Annotated in this window: 15 protein-coding genes; 6 read left to right on the forward strand and 9 right to left on the reverse strand. The window is 61.7% G+C overall.

The features are described 5' to 3' along the window. Nucleotides 1-42 precede the first annotated feature (42 nt). The 5 genes from ABX75_RS16885 to def form a co-directional block, all read right to left on the reverse strand. The gene (locus ABX75_RS16885; protein ID WP_047882303.1) at nucleotides 43-348 is read right to left on the reverse strand and encodes a tetratricopeptide repeat protein; all 306 of its coding nucleotides are present in this window, start codon (nucleotides 346-348) and stop codon (nucleotides 43-45) included. Between the two features lie 17 nt (nucleotides 349-365). Then, nucleotides 366-1,739: a Trk system potassium transporter TrkA gene (gene trkA, locus ABX75_RS16890; protein ID WP_034101634.1), complete on the reverse strand. Its 1,374-nt coding sequence runs from the start codon at nucleotides 1,737-1,739 to the stop codon at nucleotides 366-368. Nucleotides 1,740-1,760: 21 nt separating this feature from the next. After that, a complete protein-coding gene (gene rsmB / locus ABX75_RS16895) occupies nucleotides 1,761-3,071 on the reverse strand; it encodes a 16S rRNA (cytosine(967)-C(5))-methyltransferase RsmB (RefSeq protein ID WP_034101636.1) in 1,311 nt (436 codons plus the stop codon). Then, complete coding sequence (gene fmt, locus ABX75_RS16900; protein WP_034101638.1) at nucleotides 3,068-4,021, reverse strand: methionyl-tRNA formyltransferase; 954 nt, start codon at nucleotides 4,019-4,021, stop codon at nucleotides 3,068-3,070. Before fmt ends, rsmB begins: the two co-directional genes overlap by 4 nt. A 69-nt stretch (nucleotides 4,022-4,090) precedes the next feature. After that, nucleotides 4,091-4,597 (reverse strand): peptide deformylase, encoded by a 507-nt coding sequence (gene def, locus ABX75_RS16905; RefSeq protein WP_034101640.1) that lies wholly within the window; start codon nucleotides 4,595-4,597, stop codon nucleotides 4,091-4,093. 135 nt (nucleotides 4,598-4,732) lie between these two features. Here def and ABX75_RS16910 point away from each other — a divergent pair, with 135 nt between their 5' ends. From ABX75_RS16910 to ABX75_RS16920, 3 genes are all read left to right on the forward strand, one after another. Then, complete coding sequence (locus ABX75_RS16910) at nucleotides 4,733-5,509, forward strand: hypothetical protein (protein WP_034101642.1); 777 nt, start codon at nucleotides 4,733-4,735, stop codon at nucleotides 5,507-5,509. 63 nt (nucleotides 5,510-5,572) lie between these two features. Then, nucleotides 5,573-6,667, forward strand: a complete 1,095-nt coding sequence (dprA, locus tag ABX75_RS16915; RefSeq protein ID WP_034101644.1) for a DNA-processing protein DprA — start codon at nucleotides 5,573-5,575, stop codon at nucleotides 6,665-6,667. A 71-nt stretch (nucleotides 6,668-6,738) separates the two neighbouring features. Next, entirely contained in the window at nucleotides 6,739-7,296 is a 558-nt protein-coding gene (locus ABX75_RS16920; protein WP_034101645.1) for an L-threonylcarbamoyladenylate synthase, read from the forward strand. An 81-nt stretch (nucleotides 7,297-7,377) separates the two neighbouring features. Here ABX75_RS16920 and ABX75_RS16925 read toward each other — a convergent pair whose 3' ends face one another. Beyond that, nucleotides 7,378-8,355 carry a quinone oxidoreductase gene (locus ABX75_RS16925; protein ID WP_034101646.1) on the reverse strand — a complete coding sequence of 326 codons (978 nt, stop codon included), beginning with the start codon at nucleotides 8,353-8,355 and terminating at the stop codon, nucleotides 7,378-7,380. 176 nt (nucleotides 8,356-8,531) lie between these two features. On the opposite strand from ABX75_RS16925, the gene hemF reads away from it, so the two are divergent. Together hemF and aroE are read left to right on the forward strand one after the other, a co-directional pair. Further along, nucleotides 8,532-9,464, forward strand: a complete 933-nt coding sequence (hemF, locus tag ABX75_RS16930) for an oxygen-dependent coproporphyrinogen oxidase (RefSeq protein WP_034101647.1) — start codon at nucleotides 8,532-8,534, stop codon at nucleotides 9,462-9,464. Next, a complete protein-coding gene (aroE, locus tag ABX75_RS16935) occupies nucleotides 9,464-10,282 on the forward strand; it encodes a shikimate dehydrogenase (protein WP_034111091.1) in 819 nt (272 codons plus the stop codon). Before hemF ends, aroE begins: the two co-directional genes overlap by 1 nt. A gap of 11 nt (nucleotides 10,283-10,293) precedes the next feature. Here the strand turns inward: aroE and ABX75_RS16940 are convergent, their stop codons facing one another. From ABX75_RS16940 to betC, 3 genes are all read right to left on the reverse strand, one after another. Then, a complete protein-coding gene (locus ABX75_RS16940; protein ID WP_034111093.1) occupies nucleotides 10,294-11,862 on the reverse strand; it encodes a SulP family inorganic anion transporter in 1,569 nt (522 codons plus the stop codon). Between the two features lie 84 nt (nucleotides 11,863-11,946). Next, the gene (choX, locus tag ABX75_RS16945; protein ID WP_034101651.1) at nucleotides 11,947-12,861 is read right to left on the reverse strand and encodes a choline ABC transporter substrate-binding protein; all 915 of its coding nucleotides are present in this window, start codon (nucleotides 12,859-12,861) and stop codon (nucleotides 11,947-11,949) included. An 18-nt stretch (nucleotides 12,862-12,879) separates the two neighbouring features. Continuing rightward, the gene (betC, locus tag ABX75_RS16950; RefSeq protein ID WP_034101652.1) at nucleotides 12,880-14,391 is read right to left on the reverse strand and encodes a choline-sulfatase; all 1,512 of its coding nucleotides are present in this window, start codon (nucleotides 14,389-14,391) and stop codon (nucleotides 12,880-12,882) included. Nucleotides 14,392-14,494: 103 nt separating this feature from the next. Here betC and ABX75_RS16955 point away from each other — a divergent pair, with 103 nt between their 5' ends. Continuing rightward, nucleotides 14,495-15,445, forward strand: coding sequence for a LysR family transcriptional regulator (locus ABX75_RS16955; protein WP_047882304.1), 951 nt, complete (start codon nucleotides 14,495-14,497; stop codon nucleotides 15,443-15,445). Nucleotides 15,446-15,460: the final 15 nt, after the last annotated feature.

Raw genomic sequence — 15,460 nt, forward strand, 5'->3', positions numbered from 1 at the left:
AATCGTCGCACCGCCCCTCCTACATTTTCGATCTGCTCGGGTTCAGCGGTCGAGTTTCTTCAGGAACACCATCATCTCTTTCTCGGCCTGCTTGTCGCCGTGGGCCTGGGCCGCTTCGACGCCCTTCTCCCACGCCTGTCGTGCTGCGGTGTTATCGCCCAGGCCCAATTGCGCCTTGCCTAACAACTTCCACGCCGCCGAATATTTCGGATCAAAGCCGACGCACCGCTGCAAATGCTCCGCTGCCTTGGCGTTGTCCTTCAAATCCAAATAACCCTTGCCCAGGCCAAAGCGCAGCAGCGAGTTATCCACACCCTTGGCGAGCATTTTCTCCAGGGATTCAAGCATGCCGGCGTACTCCTAAATCAGAAAAAGCTCAGCCCCACGTGGAACAGTTTCTCCACGTCACGGATATGTTTCTTATCCACAAGGAAAAGGATGACGTGGTCACCAGTGGCGATCACCGTGTCGTCGTGGGCAATGATCACCTCTTCATCGCGAATGATCGCGCCAATGGTGGTGCCCGGCGGCAGGCCGATGTCGCGAATGGCCTTGCCGATGACCTTGCTCGACTTCGAATCGCCGTGGGCAATCGCCTCGATGGCTTCCGCCGCGCCCCGACGCAGGGAGTGCACGCTGACGATATCGCCACGGCGCACATGGGCGAGCAAAGTGCCGATGGTCGCCAGTTGCGGGCTGATGGCGATGTCGATATCGCCACCCTGGATCAGGTCCACATAGGCCGGATTGTTGATGATGGTCATCACCTTTTTTGCCCCCAGGCGCTTGGCCAGCAGGGACGACATGATGTTGGCCTCGTCATCGTTGGTCAGCGCCAGGAAAATATCGGCGTCGGCGATGTTCTCTTCCACCAGCAGGTCGCGGTCTGAAGCGCTGCCTTGGAGTACGACCGTACTGTCCAAGGTGTCGGATAAATGCCTGCAGCGTGCAGGGCTCATCTCGATGATCTTGACTTGGTAGCGGCTTTCGATGGCCTCTGCCAAACGCTCACCGATTTGCCCGCCGCCAGCGATGACGATGCGCTTGTAGGTTTCGTCCAGACGGCGCATTTCGCTCATGACTGCGCGAATATTCGCTTTGGCGGCGATGAAAAACACTTCGTCGTCGGCTTCGATCACCGTGTCGCCCTGGGGCAGGATCGGCCGATCACGACGGAAAATCGCCGCCACGCGGGTTTCGACGTTCGGCATATGTTCGCGCAATTGGCGCAACTGCTGGCCCACCAAAGGCCCGCCGTAATAGGCCTTCACCGCTACCAGCTGCGCTTTGCCTTCGGCGAAGTCGATCACCTGCAAGGCGCCGGGGATCTCGATCAGGCGCTTGATGTAGTGGGTAACCACCTGCTCCGGGCTGATCAAGACATCCACCGGGATCGCATCGTTATCGAACAGCCCTGCGCGGGTCAGGTAGGCGGCCTCACGCACCCGGGCGATCTTGGTCGGCGTGTGAAACAACGTGTGGGCGACCTGGCAGGCGACCATGTTGGTTTCGTCGCTATTGGTCACGGCGACCAGCATGTCGGCGTCGTCGGCACCGGCTTGGCGCAGTACGGTAGGAAACGAGGCGCGGCCTTGTACGGTTCGGATATCCAGGCGGTCACCCAAATTCCGCAGACGCTCGGCGTCGGTGTCCACCACGGTGATGTCATTGGCTTCGCTGGCCAAATGTTCAGCCAACGTGCCACCGACCTGCCCTGCGCCTAGGATGATGATTTTCATCCGGTCAGTCCCTCAAAGCCTTTAGCCGCGCGCGGCGGCGATCTTGATCAGTTTGGCGTAGTAGAAGCCATCGTGCCCGCCTTCCTGCGCAAGCAGTTGGCGGCCATGGGGCTGTTTGATACCGGCCGCGGTGGCGAGGTCCAGCTCCCGCGCCCCGCTGGTGCGCGCGAGAAAGGCTTCAATGACCTCGGTGTTCTCGGTGGGTAAAGTGGAGCAAGTGGCGTAGAGCAGAATGCCGCCGACTTCCAGGGTTGGCCACAGGGCATCGAGCAACTCCCCTTGCAGCGCGGCGAGGGCGGCGATGTCATCGGCTTGGCGGGTGAGTTTGATGTCCGGGTGGCGGCGGATCACGCCGGTGGCAGAGCATGGCGCATCGAGCAGAATGCGCTGGAAAGGTTTGCCGTCCCACCAAGTGGCGGTGTCGCGACCGTCGGCGGCAATCAGTTCGGCGCTCAGGCCCAGGCGCGCAAGGTTTTCCCGTACACGCACCAGGCGCTTGGCTTCCAAGTCGACGGCGACTACCTGCGCCAGGTCTTTTTCCACTTCCAGAATGTGACACGTCTTACCGCCCGGCGCGCAGCAGGCATCCAGCACACGTTGGCCTGGCGCCAGATCAAGCAGGTCGGCGGCCAGCTGTGCGGCTTCGTCCTGCACGCTGATCCAACCCTCGGCAAACCCCGGCAGGCTGCGCACATCGGTGGCGGCTTCGAGCACGATGCCGTCGACGCTGTAGGCGCATGGCGTGGCGCTGAGACCGGCATCGCTGAGCAGTTTCAGGTAGGCGTCGCGCTGATGATGGCGGCGATTGACTCGCAGGATCATCGGCGGGTGCGCATTGTTGGCTGCGCAGATGGCTTCCCACTGCTGCGGCCAAAAAGCTTTCAGGGATTTCTGCAACCAACGTGGGTGCGCGGTACGCACCACCGGGTCATGTTCAAGCTCGGCCAGCAGCGCTTCGCTTTCACGCTGGGCGCGGCGCAGCACGGCGTTGAGCAGGGCCTTGGCCCAGGGCTTTTTCAGTTTGTCGGCACAGCCGACGGTTTCTCCGATGGCGGCGTGGGCCGGCACCCGGGTGTAGAGCAGTTGATAGAGGCCCACCAAAAGCAGCGCTTCGACATCCGCATCCGCCGCCTTGAACGGCTTTTGCAACAGCTTGGCTGCCAACGCCGACAAACGTGGTTGCCAGCGGGCTGTGCCGAAGGCCAGGTCCTGAGTGAAACCGCGATCGCGATCTTCAACCTTATCCAACTGTGTGGGCAGCGAACTGTTGAGCGATGCCTTGCCGTTGAGAACGGCGGCGAGTGCCTTGGCGGCGGCCAGACGAGGGTTCATTGGACGGCTGCCCCGAGGACGGTACCCAGGGAAAACTTCTCACGTCGGCTGTTGAACAAATCGCTGAAATTCAGCGCTTTGCCACCGGGCAATTGCAGACGAGTCAGGCATAGCGCCTGTTCGCCGCAGGCCACCAGCAGGCCGTCCTTGCTGGCGCCGATGATCTCACCGGGCGCGCCGGTGCCGTCGGCCAAGGTAGCGGCCAGCACTTTCAGGGCTTCGCCATTGAGGGCGCTGTGGCAGATCGGCCAGGGGTTGAAGGCCCGCACGAGGCGCTCCAGCTCCACGGCCGGGCGGCGCCAGTCGATGCGTGCTTCGTCTTTGTTCAATTTGTGTGCGTAAGTGGCCAGGCTGTCGTCCTGCACTTCGCCTTCCAGGGTACCGGCAGCCAGGCCGGCGATGGCCTGGATCACGGCCGGCGGGCCCAGCTCGGCGAGGCGGTCGTGCAGGCTGCCGCCGGTGTCTTCGGCGGTGATTGGGGTGGTGACTTTCAGCAGCATCGGGCCGGTGTCCAGGCCTGCTTCCATGCGCATCACGGTCACGCCGCTTTCGCTGTCGCCGGCCTCGACGGCACGCTGGATCGGCGCCGCACCGCGCCAGCGCGGCAATAGCGAGGCGTGGCTGTTGATGCAGCCCAGGCGTGGGATATCCAGGACGGCCTGAGGCAGGATCAAACCGTAGGCCACCACCACCAGCAGGTCCGGTTGCAACGCGGCCAATTCGGCCTGGGCCTCGGCGTTGCGCAGGGTCGGCGGCTGCAGCACTGGGATGTTGTGTTCCAGCGCCAGTTGCTTGACCGGGCTCGGCATCAGTTTTTGCCCACGCCCGGCCGGGCGATCCGGCTGGGTGTACACCGCGACCACCTCATAGGGGCTGGCGAGCAGCGCCTTGAGGTGTTCGGCGGCAAATTCGGGTGTACCGGCAAAAACAATGCGCAGTGGCTCGGTCATGGGCGTTCTCGGTTAAAAACAGTCACAAAAGAAAAAGGCTTGCCGCAGCAAGCCTTTGGAAGAGGGGCATCAAGCTTGCTGGCGATGCTTTTTTTCCAGCTTCTTCTTGATCCGGTCACGCTTAAGCGTGGACAGGTAATCGACAAACAGTTTGCCGTTGAGGTGGTCGCACTCGTGCTGGATACATACCGCAAGCAGGCCGTCGGCGATCAGTTCATAGGGCTTGCCATCACGGTCCAGAGCCTTAATTTTCACGCGCAACGGGCGCTCGACGTTCTCGTAGAACTCCGGCACCGACAGGCAGCCTTCCTGGTATTCGCCCATCTCGTCGGTCAGCGGTTCGAATTCGGGGTTGATGAACACCCGTGGTTCGCTGCGATCTTCCGACAGGTCCATGACCACGACGCGCTGATGCACGTTGACCTGGGTCGCGGCGAGGCCGATGCCCGGGGCTTCATACATTGTTTCAAACATGTCATCGACCAACTGACGAACCTTGTCGTCCACTACGGCCACCGGTTTGGCGATCGTGCGCAGGCGCGAGTCGGGAAATTCGAGGATGTTCAAAATAGCCATAAGCGTAATTGCTGCACATGTGAGGTAAAGGCAAATCGGCGGTGGGATGGACCCATACGGCCGGTGTGAAACGCTCGAAAGCCGCGAAGGCCAAGGCATTTCACGCGAACGCACATAATAAAGGAGATTGACCCCATGAGGAAATCGCTACTCGTCTTGCTGCTGTGGGCGCCGTTTGCCATGGCGTTCTTGCCGCGGCCAGACCAGCCTCTCGATCCATCGACGCAACAGACCATCCAACGCTTCCTGCTGCATAACCGCATTCTGGATAAACCCGAGGATCTGGACACAGCGCCTTACATTATCGCGGCCGACAACGGTCGGGTCATGGGCGCCAACGGTGAGCGTGTGCATGCCCGTGGCGTTTTGGATCCCGCCCAGCCCGCCTACGCCGTGGTGCGGCGCGGCAAGCTTTACACCGACCCTGCCACCCATGAATTGCTGGGCGTCAATGCCGACGATATCGGCACTGCTCGCTTTATCTACGCTGGTGATCTGAGCACCCTGGTGCTGCAACGGGTGACCCAAGAGGTACGCCCCGGTGATCGCTTGCTGCGTGCCGAGCCTGCGATGGACCTGGCAAGGCTCAAAGTGCCGCTGAATGCGGCGTTTATCGAAGGGCGCATCATCGATGTCCCCCGAGGCGTCACCCAGATTGGGGTACTCGACGCCGTCACTCTGGACAAAGGTCGTCGCGATGGCTTGGTCGAAGGCCAGTTGCTGACCGTCATCAAAGCCGGTGCCACCGTCAGGGACTCCCTGAATGACTCCCCGGTAACGCTTCCCGATGAGCCCGCCGGCACCCTGCTGGTGTTTCGCACCTATGAAAAGCTCAGCTTTGGTCTGGTGCTCAGCGCTTCACAATCATTGGCGGTGATGGACCGTTTCGAGACTGCCCGTCAAACCCAATAAGTAGCCTGCTAAATAAGTTACCAACAGACTTATCCACAGCTTGTTCCGGTCAAGGATGATCAGATGACTCCAATAAACAGCCACGAAATTTCCCCATCAGAACTGGAGGCCCGCCTACGGTTGCACAGGCTGCCAGAGCTGGGGCCGAAGCGTTTTCGTTTGTTGATTGAGGCGTTCGGTTGCGCCTCCAAAGCCATCAGCGCCCCTGCCAGTGCCTGGCGATCTCTGGGCTTGCCGGCCATCAGCGCCGAGGCACGGCGAAGCCAGGAAATCCGCGACGGTGCCAGCGCGGCATTGGCGTGGCTTGAGCATCCGGCCCAGCATTTGTTGATGTGGGATCAGCCTGAATACCCGGCACTGTTGGCTCAGATCGATGATGCACCGCCGTTGTTATTCATTGCCGGCGACCCTGGCATTCTGGAAAAACCGCAGTTGGCGGTGGTCGGCAGTCGTCGCGCATCCCGCCCAGGTATGGACACCGCCGCTGCGTTTTCCCGCAGCCTGGCGGGTGCCGGGTTTGTCATCACCAGTGGCTTGGCGTTGGGTATCGACGGCGCGGCGCATCAGGCTGCGCTGGAGGTGGGCGGTCAGACAATCGGCGTGCTGGGCACGGGACTGGAAAATTTTTATCCACAACGTCATCGGCGCCTTGCCGCGGCGATGATTGCTCAAGGCAGCGCGGTGGTTTCTGAGTTTCCGCTGGATGCCGCGCCCCAGGCTGCCAACTTTCCACGGCGTAACCGGATCATCAGCGGGCTGTCCCTGGGCGTACTGGTGGTGGAAGCCAGCATGGCCAGTGGTTCGCTGATTACGGCCAAACTGGCGGCCGAGCAGGGCCGTGAGGTGTACGCAATCCCTGGCTCTATCCATCACCCTGGCGCCAAGGGCTGCCATCAGTTGATCCGCGAGGGTGCGGTGCTGGTGGAAACCATCGAGCATATTCTGGAAGGCTTGCGTGGCTGGCAGGCGTTATCTCAGCCGGCGCCGATCCCGGTTACTCATCCGCTGGTCGCACTGCTGCACGCTGCTCCCCAGACCAGCGAGGGGTTGGCCATTGCCAGCGGGCGCACATTATCCCAAGTGCTGGCGACGCTCACCGAGCTGGAGCTGGAAGGCCAGGTCATCTGCGAGAGCGGGCGCTGGCTCGCGCGTGGCTAGGTTTTTGTGCTGCTAGGTTTTGCAAAGAAGATGGGTAAACTGCGCACAGCTTTAGTCCGGAGAGTTAAACCATGGTCAATAGGTGGCGTGTGCTGAAAGCCGCACAAGAGGTTCGCGCAGGCGCGGTGATTGCCTATCCGACCGAGGCGGTCTGGGGCCTGGGCTGCGACCCTTGGAACGAAGAGGCGGTGGATCGGCTGCTGGCGATCAAGAATCGTTCGGTGGACAAAGGCCTGATCCTGGTGGCGGACAATATCCGCCAGTTCGATTTTCTGTTCGAAGACTTCCCGCAGGCCTGGATCGAGCGCATGGCCAGTACCTGGCCCGGGCCCAATACCTGGCTGGTGCCGCATCAGAATCTGTTGCCGGAATGGGTCACCGGCGTGCACGACACGGTAGCGTTGCGGGTAAGCGATCATCCGCTGGTACGGGACTTGTGCGCACTGGTGGGGCCGCTGATTTCAACCTCCGCCAACCCCCAGGGCCGCCCGGCGGCACGAACGCGGATCCGCGTGGAGCAGTACTTCCGTGGCCAGCTAGACCTGGTGTTGGGTGGTGCCCTGGGCGGACGCAAGAACCCGAGCCTGATTCGCGACCTGGCGACGGGCAAGGTGGTCCGCCCGTCTTGATCCTCGCACCTACCCTGGGGCGAAGGCGCTGGTTTCGGTTGGCCTGTTAAGGAGGCCAACCAGCCCAGGCACCTCAGCCCGTCAAGGTAACAGGATGGTCGACCCCGTTGTACGCCGCCCCGACAGCTCGGTCTGCGCCTTGGCCGCCTCGGCCAGCGCATACCGCTGGTTGATATCGATGCGTACCTTGCCGCTTTGGATCATCGAGAACAGATCGTCAGCCATTGCCTGCAAGTTTTGTGGATTGTTGGCGTAGGTCGCCAGGGTTGGCCGGGTGACATACAGCGAACCTTTCGCCGCCAGAATCCCCAGGTTTACCCCATCCACCGCGCCCGATGCGTTGCCGAAGCTCACCACCAGCCCGCGTGGCGCGGCGCTGTCCAGCGAGGTCAGCCAGGTGTCCTTGCCGACGCCGTCATACACCACCGGGACTTTTTTGCCGTCGGTCAATTCCAGCACTCGCTGTGCGACATCTTCCTTGCTGTAGTCGATGGTTTCCCACGCGCCGAGGGATTTGGCCAATGCGGCTTTCTCCGGCGAACTTACCGTACCGATCAACTTAACGCCCAGGGCCTTGGCCCATTGGCAGGCCAGCGAGCCCACGCCACCGGCGGCGGCATGGAACAGGATGGTTTCACCACCCTTCAATTCATAGGTCTGGCGCAGCAGGTACTGCACCGTCAGACCCTTGAGCATGGCCCCGGCGGCTTGTTCGAAGCTGATGTCGTCGGGCAAGTGCACCAAGTTGGCGGCAGGCAGCACATGCAACTGGCTATAGGCGCCCAACGGGCCGCTGCCGTAGGCGACGCGATCGCCGACCTTGAATTGCGTGACCTCGCTGCCCACTGCATCCACCACGCCGGCCCCTTCTGCGCCCAGCCCCGATGGCAGGGATGGCGGTGCGTAGAGGCCGCTGCGGAAATAGGTGTCGATGAAGTTCAGGCCTATCGCCTCATTACGTACGCGAACCTGCTGTGGGCCCGGTTCCGCCGGCGTGTAGTCCACATATTCAAGTACTTCGGGGCCGCCATGGGCACTGAACTGGATACGCTTGGCCATCTGCACTTCTCCTTGGGTCGTTTTCACGAAGGCCCCTATCGGACTCCTATGCTTGATCTTCGTCAACTGCGGCGCACCTAAGTGCAGTGCTCATTAAGCGCGGTGGTATCCTGTGCGCCCATTTGCCGCCGACGCCTGATGGCCTCGCGTAGCTTTGCCCGATTCAAGGTGATGCCATGACTACCCGCACCGAGGCTGTAAAGGCCTACCTGCTTGACCTGCAAGACCGCATTTGCAGCGCCCTGGAAACCTTCGAGACGGACACTCGCTTTATCGAAGACGCCTGGACCCGGCCTGCCGGCGGCGGCGGTCGCACCCGTGTGATCGCGAACGGGACGGTGATCGAAAAAGGCGGTGTTAACTTTTCCCACGTGTTCGGCAGCGGCCTCCCACCGTCCGCCAGCGCCCATCGCCCAGAGTTGGCCGGTCGCGGGTTTGAAGCGCTGGGCGTGTCACTGGTGATTCACCCGCACAACCCCTATGTGCCGACGTCCCACGCCAACGTGCGTTTTTTCATCGCTGAAAAAGAAGGCGAAGAAGCGGTGTGGTGGTTTGGCGGCGGCTTCGACCTCACCCCTTATTACGCCAACGAAGAAGACTGCATCCACTGGCACCGTGTGGCCGAGCAGGCGTGTGCGCCGTTCGGCCCCGACGTCTACGCGCGTTACAAAGCCTGGTGCGACACCTACTTCCACATCAAGCACCGCAACGAACCGCGTGGCATCGGCGGCCTGTTCTTCGATGACTTGAACGAGTGGGGCTTCGACACCTGTTTCGCCTTTATTCGCGCCATCGGCGACGCCTATATCGACGCCTACCTACCGATCGTGCAGCGCCGCAAGGCCATGGCTTATACCGAGCAACAACGCGAGTTCCAGGAGTTCCGTCGTGGCCGCTACGTCGAGTTCAACCTGGTCTACGACCGCGGCACCTTGTTTGGCCTGCAATCGGGTGGCCGTACCGAGTCGATCCTGATGTCGCTGCCGCCGCAGGTGCGCTGGAGCTATGACTGGAAAGCCGAGGCCGGCAGCGAAGAAGCGCGTCTGACCGATTACTTCCTGCAGGACCGCGACTGGCTCGGCATCGCGGCCCCCAAGGCGGCGAACTGATGGATCGCTACGTCGTCTTCGGCAACCCCATCGGCCACAGCAAATCGCCGCTGATTCACCGGATGTTCGCCGAGCAGACTGGCGAACAGTTGGACTACAGCACGTTGCTTGCACCGCTGGAGGACTTTACCGGCTGTGCCCGTGAGTTTTTTCAACAGGGCCGTGGCGCCAATGTCACCGTGCCGTTCAAGGAAGACGCTTATCGCCTGGCCGACACCCTCACCGAACGCGCCAAGCGCGCCGGTGCGGTGAACACCTTGAGCAAACTCGCCAATGGCACCCTGCTGGGCGATAACACCGACGGCGCCGGGCTGGTGCGTGACCTGACGGTCAATGCCGGGTTGAGCCTCAACGGTAAACGCATCCTGCTGCTGGGCGCCGGCGGCGCGGTGCGTGGGGCGCTGGAACCGTTGTTGGCCGAACACCCGGCTTCGCTGATCATCGCCAACCGCACAGTGGAAAAAGCCGAATTGCTCGCCGAGTTGTTCGATGACCTGGGCCCAGTGTCGGCCAGTGGTTTTGATTGGCTGCGTGAGCCAGTGGACGTCATTATCAACGCCACCTCCGCCAGCTTGTCAGGCGATGTACCGCCGATTGCCAGCAGCCTGATCGAACCGGGTAGGACTTTTTGCTACGACATGATGTACGCCAAGGACCCTACCCCCTTCTGCCGCTGGGCCACGCAGCACGGCGCCGCCGTCTCGATGGATGGCTTGGGCATGCTGGTGGAACAGGCGGCCGAAGCGTTCTTCCTGTGGCGTGACGTGCGCCCGTCATCTGCCCCGGTGCTGGCTGAGTTGCGTCGACAGTTGGCCTGACGCCCCTCTGGTCAGTCTTCGAAATGGATGGGGCAGCGGTCGGCCCCTTCCAGCTTCTTCAGTTCCTCGACCACCTGCGGCCTGGCCCGACGCAACGTCAGGCTGCGCCCCAACCTGCGTAAACGCCGCGCTTCCTGGTGCAGCATCTCCACCCCGGAATAGTCGATAAAGTTGATCTGCTGCGCCTCGATGACCACGCGTTCGCCCTGTAAGCGTTGCAAGCGCGCTTGCAGGTAGTGGCTGGCGCCGAAAAAGATCGAGCCGCCGACGCGCAGCACATCCTCGTCACCGTCGCGCCAATGGTGGACGCGGGGCTGCGAGGTGCGCTTGAGATAGAAAAACAACGAGGCCAGCACGCCTGCATAAATCGCCGTTTGCAGCTCCAGCAGCAAGGTGGCCACGCAGGTCAGGCCCATCACCGCAAATTCGGCGCGGCTGACCCGGAACAATGCGCGAATACCGCGGTGATCCACCAGGCCCCAACTGATCAGGAGGATGCTGGCGGCCATGCTCGGGATCGGGATTTGTGAGATCAATGCCGCGCCAAACAGCGCGAACAGTGCCACCCATAACGCGGAAAACACCCCAGCCAGCGGTGAGCAGGCGCCGGCTTCATAACTGAGCCCGGAACGGGTAAAGGACCCGGCTGACAGGTATCCGGAGAAAAATCCGCCGATGATGTTGGAGAGTCCCTGCGCGCGAATTTCCTGATTCGCATCGAGCAGCTGTTGCGAGCGGGCCGACAGCGAGCGCGCAATCGACAGGCTGGTCACCAGCCCCAGCATGCCCACGGCCACGGCGCTGGGGAGCAGGCGCAGAATCGTGTCCAGGTCCATCGGCAACGGGCTGAACGGCGGCAATTTGCCCACGAATGAACTGACCCGCGCCACCTGCCCGAACATCGCCGGCCACAGCCAGGCCACCAGGCTACTGAGGGCCAGGGCGATCAACAGCGTCGGCCATCGCGGTTTCCAGTATTTGAGCAGCGCCCCCGCCAGCAATGTGCCGAGGCCCAGAGCGAGCGAGGCGTGGTCCCATTCGCCGCGGTGCTCGATCAGCGCCAGCAGGCTGTTAATCGCCGTGGCCTGGCTGGGCAAATCCAGCCCCAGCAAATTGGGCAGTTGCCCCAGCGCGATCACCACCGCGGCGCCCAGGGTGAACCCCAGCACCACCGAATGGGAGACGAAATTGACCAGCGCGCCGAAGCGCAGCATGCCCAGCAACCACTGGAAAACGCCGGCTATACAGGTGAGCAACAGGATCAAGGTGATGTAGTCCTGCGATCCGGGCACGGCCAGAGGGCTGACACTGGCGTAGAGCACGATGGAAATCGCGGCGGTCGGGCCGCAGATCAAGTGCCACGACGAACCCCACAGGCAGGCGATCAGCACCGGGATGATCGCGGCGTACAGCCCGTATTCCGGTGGGAGGCCGGCGATCAGCGCGTAGGCAATCGACTGCGGCAACGCCAACACCGCGCCGCTGAGGCCGACTATTGCATCGCGGCCCACGCTGGCGCGGGTCTGGCGCGGCAGCCAACTGAGGAAAGGCAAGAGAGTGTGGCGGTTGAGCCGGGGCATTTATAACTCGGTTGAAAAGGTTTGAATCAGGGTATCAGTACACACCGAAGTTTGTGGGAGGGGGCCCTCCCACAATGTCAGCCTTTAGAGTTTGGCTTTTACCGCCGGCAATGCCTCTTGACCGTCCAGGGTTTTTACGCCGTCGAGCCACTTGTCCAGCACCGCTGGGTTCGCCTTGATCCATGCCTTCGCCGCGTCGGCATTGCTGACTTTGTTGTTGGCGACCTCGGCCATAATGCTGTTCTCCATCTCTTGGGTAAAACTCAAGTTGGTCAGCAGTTTTCCTACGTTCGGGCAGGCCTGTGCATAACCTTTGCGTGTCAGGGTGTAGACGCTGCCGGTGTCACCGAAGTACTTCTCGCCGCCCTTGAGGTAGTGCATTTTCAATTGCACGTTCATCGGGTGCGGGGTCCAGCCCAGGAAGGTGACGAAACGCTGTTTTTTCACCGCTCGCGACACTTCGGCCAACATCGCCTGTTCGCTGGATTCGATCAGCTTCCACTGGCCCAGGTCGAAGTCATTCTTCTTGATGATCTCTTGCAGCGAGATATTGGCCGGTGCGCCGGAGCCGATGCCGTAGATCTTCTTGTCGAACTTGTCGGCAAATTTGTTCAGGTCAGCAAAGTTGTGCACACCGGCATCCCATACGTAGTCCGGCACGGCGAGGGTGAACTCGGTGCCGTCGAGATTTTTCGCCAGTTGCACCACGTCGCCATTTGCCACGAATTTGTCGTAGAAGCCTTGCTGTGCCGGCATCCAGTTGCCCATGAACACATCCACTTGGCCGTCCTTGAGCCCGCCGAATGTGATCGGCACGGCCAGGGTATCGACCTTGGGTTTGTAGCCCATGCCCGTCAGCAGAAAACCGGTGATGGCATTGGTCGCGGCGATGTCGCTCCAGCCTGGGTCGGCCATCTTCACCGTCTCGCAACTGGTGTCTGCGTACACGTTGGCGCTGGTCAGCGCCAGGATGCTCAGTACTACCGTTAACTTTTGCATGGCCTTCCCTCAGTTTTATTAGTGTTGGCAGGGTTGTGGATAACGTGCCTTGCGCTCCAGGTCGTCGAGGTCGATATGGTTGCGCATGTACTGCTGACTGGCGTCGACCAGTGGCTGGTGATCCCAGCTCTTCAGCTTGCCGTGGGTCAGCGCCTCGAACACCAGGCGACGACGGCGTTGGCTGGCGAGCACCTGCTGGTGGATCGCCGGGATGTCCCATTTAGCCCGCGCTTCCTGCAAAAACGCCTCGAACAGTGGCCGGTGTTCCGGTGACTGGCTGAGGTTTTCCCGCTCGTGCGGGTCGTTGTGTACATCGAACAGCAGGCATGGGTCGTCCTCGCTGTAGATGAATTTATAGGCGCCCCGGCGGATCATCATCAGTGGGCTGATGGTGCCTTCGGCCATGTACTCGCCGAATACCTCGTCATGGCCGCCCTGCCCTTGCAGATGCGGAACCAGCGAGCGGCCGTCCAGGGGCAGGCGTGGGTCCAGTTCGCCACCGGCCAGTTCCACCAGGGTCGGCAGCAGGTCGGCGGTGGACACCGCAGCGCTCACCCGGCCCGCCGCGAATTGCCCCGGCGCGTATACCAGCAGCGGCACGCGGGCGGCCATCTCGAACCAGTGCATTTTGTACCAGAGGCCGCGCTCGCCGAGCATGTCGCCGTGGTCGCCGGAGAACACGATCAGGGTGTCGTCGGCCAAGCCGGTGTCTTCCAGGGTTTGCAGAAGTTTGCCGACATTGCTGTCGATGTAACTGCACGCACCGAAGTAGGCGCGGCGGGCGTCGCGGATCTTATCCACAGGCAGCGGCTTGTCCCACAGGTCATAGACCTTGAGCAAGCGTTGGGAATGCGGATCGAGGTCGCCTTGGGCCGGTGTGGCGGGCAAGGGGATATCGCTGTCGTCGTACAAATCCCAGAACGCCTTGGGAATGGTGTACGGGTCGTGGGGATGGGTCATCGACACGGTGAGGCAGAACGGTTGGTCGCCGTCTTCGCGGATATGGTCGAACAGGTATTGCTGGGCTTTGAACACCACTTCTTCGTCAAAATCCAACTGGTTGGTACGCACGCACGGGCCGGCTTGCAGCACCGAGGACATGTTGTGATACCAGCTGGGGCGCACGTCCGGCTCGTCCCAGTTCACCGCCCAGCCATAGTCGGCGGGGTAGATGTCGCTGGTCAGGCGTTCTTCGTAGCCGTGCAATTGGTCGGGGCCGCAGAAGTGCATCTTGCCCGACAGCGCAGTGCGATAACCGAGGCGGCGTAGGTAGTGGGCATAGGTCGGTACATCGGCGGGAAAATCCGCTGCGTTGTCGTAGGCGCCGATCTTGCTTGGCAACTGGCCGCTGACCAAGGTGAAACGCGAGGGCGCACACAGCGGGCTGTTGCAATAAGCGGCGTCGAACACCACGCCCTGGGCGGCGAGACGGCTGAGGTTGGGCAACTTGATCGGCGAGGCACCGTAGAACGGCAGCAGCGGCGCGGCCATTTGATCGGCCATGATGAAAAGAATGTTCTTGCGCTTCATGGGTTATCGGCATTCCATAGGCGGTGTTTATGCCAATGAGCATGCAGCCCGTGAAAAATGGGGTAAAGCCCATGAAAAGCAATGTCTAGGATAAGCACAGCTTATGTATGAAGCCCTGGGAGATCTGTCACTGGACCTGCTGCGCGCATTTGAAGCCGCCGCGCGCCACCGTAGTTTTACCGCCGCCGCCATGGAGCTGGGCACCACCCAGCCGGCCATCAGCCAGCAGATCAAGCGCCTGGAAGAACAATTGGCGATTCGCCTGTTCGACCGCATCTACCGTGGCATTGAACTGACCGACGCTGGCGCTCTGCTGTTCGAACACGTCCAAGGCGGCCTGCAGGCCATCAACCAAGGCCTGAGTACGATCACCCAGCACAGCCAGCACGAAGTGCTGCAAGTGGCCACCGACTTTGCTTTCGCCGCTTACTGGCTGATGCCGCGCCTGCATCGATTCCACCAGGCCAACCCGCAGGTGGATGTAAGCCTGGTGACCAGCGAACGCAACCACGCCACCTTGCGCAGCGATATCGACGTGGCGGTGTTGTTCGGCGATGGCCGGTTCAAGCAGGGCGACAGTCTGTGGTTGTTCAACGAGGAGGTTTTCCCGGTGTGCAGCCCGCAGTGGCTCAAGGGCCAGGACAAAGCCTTGGCCGTGCAGGACTTGCCCGACTGCCCCCTGCTGCACCTGCGCCAGGAAAACAACAGCCAGTGGTTCGATTGGAGCGGCGTGTTCCGCGAATTGGGCCTCAGCGCCGCACCGCCCCCCGGCCAATTACGCTTCGACAATTACACCTTGCTGATCCAGGCGGCGATCGCCGGCCAAGGCGTGGCCATTGGCTGGCGTCATCTGGTGGATAACCTGCTGGAACAGAACTGGCTGTGCCGGCCATTCAGCGACACGGTGATGTCGCGCTTCGGCTATTACGTGGTGCAACCGCAGCGCAAACGGCGTGGGCAACTGGTGGAGCGCTTCGTCGATTGGCTGGTGGCCGAACAAGCCAGCAGCGCGCAATCGCTGACCGGACTGGCCCTGCCCTCGATTGCGGTCTAGCATCTGGCGCACGTC

This window comes from Pseudomonas sp. ARP3, assembly GCF_001029595.1.
Lineage (GTDB): Bacteria > Pseudomonadota > Gammaproteobacteria > Pseudomonadales > Pseudomonadaceae > Aquipseudomonas > Aquipseudomonas rhodesiae.

Bases quoted from the DNA above. Each gene is read 5' to 3' on its own strand.
- ABX75_RS16885 (WP_047882303.1), bottom strand. From the start codon at position 348: ATGCTTGAATCCCTGGAGAAAATGCTCGCCAAGGGTGTGGATAACTCG.
- trkA (WP_034101634.1), bottom strand. From the start codon at position 1,739: ATGAAAATCATCATCCTAGGCGCAGGGCAGGTCGGTGGCACGTTGGCT.
- rsmB (WP_034101636.1), bottom strand. From the start codon at position 3,071: ATGAACCCTCGTCTGGCCGCCGCCAAGGCACTCGCCGCCGTTCTCAAC.
- fmt (WP_034101638.1), bottom strand. From the start codon at position 4,021: ATGACCGAGCCACTGCGCATTGTTTTTGCCGGTACACCCGAATTTGCC.
- def (WP_034101640.1), bottom strand. From the start codon at position 4,597: ATGGCTATTTTGAACATCCTCGAATTTCCCGACTCGCGCCTGCGCACG.
- ABX75_RS16910 (WP_034101642.1), top strand. From the start codon at position 4,733: ATGAGGAAATCGCTACTCGTCTTGCTGCTGTGGGCGCCGTTTGCCATG.
- dprA (WP_034101644.1), top strand. From the start codon at position 5,573: ATGACTCCAATAAACAGCCACGAAATTTCCCCATCAGAACTGGAGGCC.
- ABX75_RS16920 (WP_034101645.1), top strand. From the start codon at position 6,739: ATGGTCAATAGGTGGCGTGTGCTGAAAGCCGCACAAGAGGTTCGCGCA.
- ABX75_RS16925 (WP_034101646.1), bottom strand. From the start codon at position 8,355: ATGGCCAAGCGTATCCAGTTCAGTGCCCATGGCGGCCCCGAAGTACTT.
- hemF (WP_034101647.1), top strand. From the start codon at position 8,532: ATGACTACCCGCACCGAGGCTGTAAAGGCCTACCTGCTTGACCTGCAA.
- aroE (WP_034111091.1), top strand. From the start codon at position 9,464: ATGGATCGCTACGTCGTCTTCGGCAACCCCATCGGCCACAGCAAATCG.
- ABX75_RS16940 (WP_034111093.1), bottom strand. From the start codon at position 11,862: ATGCCCCGGCTCAACCGCCACACTCTCTTGCCTTTCCTCAGTTGGCTG.
- choX (WP_034101651.1), bottom strand. From the start codon at position 12,861: ATGCAAAAGTTAACGGTAGTACTGAGCATCCTGGCGCTGACCAGCGCC.
- betC (WP_034101652.1), bottom strand. From the start codon at position 14,391: ATGAAGCGCAAGAACATTCTTTTCATCATGGCCGATCAAATGGCCGCG.
- ABX75_RS16955 (WP_047882304.1), top strand. From the start codon at position 14,495: ATGTATGAAGCCCTGGGAGATCTGTCACTGGACCTGCTGCGCGCATTT.